At 70.9% G+C, this 4,305-nt stretch carries 2 protein-coding genes; one reads left to right on the top strand and one right to left on the bottom strand.

Features of this window, described 5'->3' with window-relative positions:
• Window positions 1–43 precede the first annotated feature (43 nt).
• A complete protein-coding gene (locus ACWGH4_RS32140; protein ID WP_005310809.1) occupies window positions 44–247 on the bottom strand; it encodes a cold-shock protein in 204 nt (67 codons plus the stop codon).
• Between the two features lie 657 nt (window positions 248–904).
• Here ACWGH4_RS32140 and ACWGH4_RS32135 point away from each other — a divergent pair.
• A complete protein-coding gene (locus ACWGH4_RS32135) occupies window positions 905–4,279 on the top strand; it encodes a pyruvate carboxylase (protein ID WP_453467083.1) in 3,375 nt (1,124 codons plus the stop codon).
• Window positions 4,280–4,305: the final 26 nt, after the last annotated feature.

The following is a 4,305-nucleotide window of genomic DNA, read 5'->3' as shown; positions in this document are numbered from 1 at the left end:
CCGCACCCCAAGGTGCGGGCCCCGGCTCGATCACGCGTCAGCGTCAGGCCGGAACGATGTTCTCGGCGGTCGGGCCCTTCTGGCCCTGCGCGATGTCGAAGTTCACCTTCTGGCCTTCCAGCAGCTCACGGAAGCCCTGGGCGGCGATGTTCGAGTAGTGGGCGAACACGTCGGGGCCGCCACCGTCCTGCTCGATGAAGCCGAAGCCCTTTTCCGCGTTGAACCACTTCACGACGCCAGATGCCATGTCAAATCTCCTTCAGGGGCAGTACCCGGAGTCCACACCGTGCGGTCTCCGTGTCGCCGCAATGATCACCCCGTCCGGAAATGACCGGATACACAAAAGCGCTCACAACGACCTGAGGGGCCGCCGGGGCACTTGGATTTTCGGGAACCACAACTGCAACTGATAACGACAGTAGCACGGTGAGATCGACCCCGCGCGGCACGTAATTCTTTTCCGCCTGTTACGCGAGATACCCTCACCGCGCGTTGCGCTGATTTCTCATCCGGCGGTCACAGATATTCGCCCGCCCCGGACTGATCTCTTCACGAACGGCGGCCGTCGGTCCCGTCGTGCGAGGCCGCCCGCGGCGTGCGGGGCCCGGATCCCGGCCGCCGCGCCCCGGTGGCGAGTGGGCGCACCGCCCGGCCCCGCGCCGACCGGACCCGCCCCGGACGAGCGTGGCGCAGATCACCGACGAGCGGCGGTCCCGGCAGTGACGCAGGCCATCGTCTGCCTCCGCGATCTCTGGGAAGGTCTCCGATACGGTGTCGAGCGCTTCGGACCATGGTTCCCGGCGCATCGCCGCCGCCCATATGACCACCGGACGCCGGCACCGGCGTCCCGTGCGACATCGCCCGTCCTGAGGCCGCCCGGCCCGCGACACGACTGGGGAGTTTGATGTTCGGCAAGGTATTGGTCGCCAACCGCGGCGAGATCGCGATCCGCGCGTTCCGCGCAGCGTTCGAGCTCGGAATCTCCACAGTGGCGGTGTTCCCCTACGAGGACCGCAACTCCCTTCACCGGGCCAAGGCCGACGAGGCGTACCAGATCGGTGAGCCCGGCCACCCCGTGCGGGCCTACCTCTCGGTGGACGAGGTGATCAAGGCGGCCCGGAAGGCCGGGGCCGACGCCATCTACCCCGGCTACGGCTTCCTTTCGGAGAACCCCGACCTCGCCGCCGCGTGCGCCGAGGCCGGTATCGCCTTCGTCGGACCGCCGGCGTCGGTACTGCACCTGACCGGGAACAAGTCCCGGGCGGTCGCGGCCGCGCGGGAGGCGGGCGTACCGGTGCTGAAGTCCTCCGAACCGTCCGAGGACGTCGACGCGCTCGTCGCCGCGTCCGAGGACATCGGCTTCCCCGTCTTCGTGAAGGCCGTCGCGGGCGGCGGCGGACGCGGTATGCGCCGTGTCGCGGAGCCCGGGGAGCTGCGCGAGGCGATCGACGCGGCCATGCGCGAGGCGCGCTCCGCGTTCGGTGACGCCACGGTCTTCCTGGAGCAGGCGGTGGTCAACCCCCGCCACATCGAGGTGCAGATTCTCGCCGACGCCGAGGGCAATGTCGTACACCTCTACGAGCGGGACTGCTCGGTGCAGCGCCGCCACCAGAAGGTCGTCGAGATCGCGCCCGCCCCGAACCTCGACCCGGAGCTGCGGGCACGCATCTGCGCCGACGCCGTGGCCTTCGCTCGGCACATCGGCTATGTGAACGCGGGCACCGTCGAATTCCTCGTCGACGAGCGCGGCAACCATGTCTTCATCGAGATGAACCCGCGCATCCAGGTCGAGCACACCGTCACCGAACAGGTCACCGGACGGGACCTCGTCATCGGACAGCTGCGCATCGCCGCCGGCATGACGCTGCCCGAACTGCGCCTCACCCAGGACGACATCGTCCTCAACGGCTCCGCCCTGCAGTGCCGCATCACCACCGAGGACCCGGCCAACGGCTTCCGGCCCGACACCGGCACCATCTCCGCCTACCGCTCCCCCGGCGGTCCCGGCGTCCGGCTCGACGGTGGCACGGTCCACACCGGCGCCGAGGTCTCCGCCCACTTCGACTCGATGCTCGTCAAGCTCACCTGTCACGGGCACGACTTCGCCAACGCGGCCCGCCGCGCGCGCCGGGCCATCGCCGAGTTCCGCATCCGGGGCGTGGCCACCAACCTGCCGTTCCTGGGCGCCGTGCTGGACCACCCCGAGTTCCGGGCCGGGCGTATCACCACCAGCTTCATCGACGAACACCCGGAGCTGATGCGGGCCCGCCCCTCGGCCGACCGCGGCAGCCGCATGCTCAGCTACCTCGCCGAGATCACCGTCAACCAGCCGTACGGTCCGCGCCCCGACGTCATCGACCCGGCGGACAAGCTGCCCGCCGTCCCCGTCGGAGAGCCGCCCGCCGGGTCGCGGCAGCGCCTCGCCGCCCTCGGGCCGGAGGCGTTCGCCGCCGAACTGCGCGCCCAGTCGGCCGTCGCCGTCACCGACACGACGTTCCGCGACGCCCATCAGTCCCTGCTGGCGACCCGGGTCCGGACCCGCGACCTGCTGGCCGTCGCACCGCACGTAGCCCGCAGCGCACCGCAGCTGCTGAGCCTCGAATGCTGGGGAGGAGCCACCTACGACGTGGCGCTGCGTTTCCTCGCCGAGGACCCGTGGGAGCGGCTGGCCAAGATCCGGGAGGCCGTGCCCAACATCTGCACCCAGATGCTGCTGCGCGGCCGCAACACCGTCGGCTACACGCCCTACCCCACCGAGGTCACCGAGGCGTTCGTCGCCGAGGCCGCGAAGACCGGGATGGACATCTTCCGGATCTTCGACGCCCTCAACGACGTGTCCCAGATGCGTCCGGCCATCGACGCCGTGCGCGCCACCGGCACGTCGGTCGCCGAGGTCGCCCTCTGCTACACCGCCGACCTCTCCGACCCCCGCGAGACCCTGTACACGCTGGACTACTACCTGCGTCTCGCCGAGCAGATCGTGGACGCGGGCGCCCATGTCCTTGCCATCAAGGACATGGCCGGGCTGCTGCGCCCGCCCGCCGCCCGCACCCTCGTCACCGCGCTGCGCGAGCGGTTCGACCTGCCCGTCCACCTGCACACGCACGACACCGCGGGCGGGCAGCTCGGCACCCTGATCGCCGCCATCGACGCGGGAGTCGACGCCGTCGACGCGGCCGTCGCCTCGATGGCCGGCACCACCAGCCAGCCCCCGCTGTCCGCGCTGGTCGCCGCCACCGACCACACGGAGCGCGCGACCGGCCTGTCCCTCCAGGCCGTCGGCGACCTGGAGCCCTACTGGGAGGCGACCCGCAAGGTGTACGCCCCCTTCGAGTCCGGTCTCGCCTCGCCCACCGGCCGGATCTACCACCACGAGATCCCCGGCGGGCAGCTGTCCAACCTGCGCCAGCAGGCCATCGCCCTCGGTCTGGGCGACCGCTTCGAACTCATCGAGGACTGCTACGCCGCGGCCGACCGCATGCTCGGCCGGCTGGTGAAGGTGACGCCGTCGTCGAAGGTGGTCGGCGACCTGGCGCTGCACCTCGTGGGCGCCGGGGTCTCGGCGTCGGACTTCGAGTCCGACCCGGGCAAGTTCGACGTACCGGACTCGGTGATCGGCTTCCTGCGCGGTGAGCTGGGCGACCCGCCCGGCGGCTGGCCGGAGCCGTTCCGCACCCGGGCGCTCCAGGGCCGCCCGGCGAAGGCCGAGACGCCGCAGCTCTCGGACGAGGACCGCGAGGGCCTGGCCCAGTCACCGCGCGCGACCTTGAACCGGCTGCTGTTCCCCGGCCCCACCAAGGAGTTCAACGCCCACCGCGAGGCGTACGGCGACACCTCCGTCCTGCCGACGCGGGACTTCCTGTACGGGCTGGAGACGGAGACCGAGCACACCGTCACGCTCGAGCCGGGCGTCACGCTGCTGATCGAGCTGGAGGCCGTCTCCGACGCCGACGAGCGCGGCTACCGCAGCGTACTGGCCACGCTCAACGGCCAGTTGCGGCCGGTGTCGGTACGCGACAAGTCCGTCGCCACCGAGGTCAAGGCGGCGGAGAAGGCGGACCGGGCCAATGAGGGCCATGTCGCGGCACCGTTCGCCGGAGTGGTCACGCTCCAGGTGGAGGAGGGAGCTTCGGTGTCGGCCGGCCAGACCGTCGCCACCATCGAGGCCATGAAGATGGAGGCGTCGATCACCGCCCAGACGTCGGGCACGGTGCGCCGTCTCGCGATCGGCAGGATCCAGCAGGTCGAGGCGGGCGACCTGCTCATCGAAATCGGCTGACCCGCCCGTCCGGCACCGAACGGGCC

Source organism: Streptomyces sp. NPDC054847 (assembly GCF_053610925.1).
This window is presented reverse-complemented; position numbering and strand designations above follow the sequence as displayed.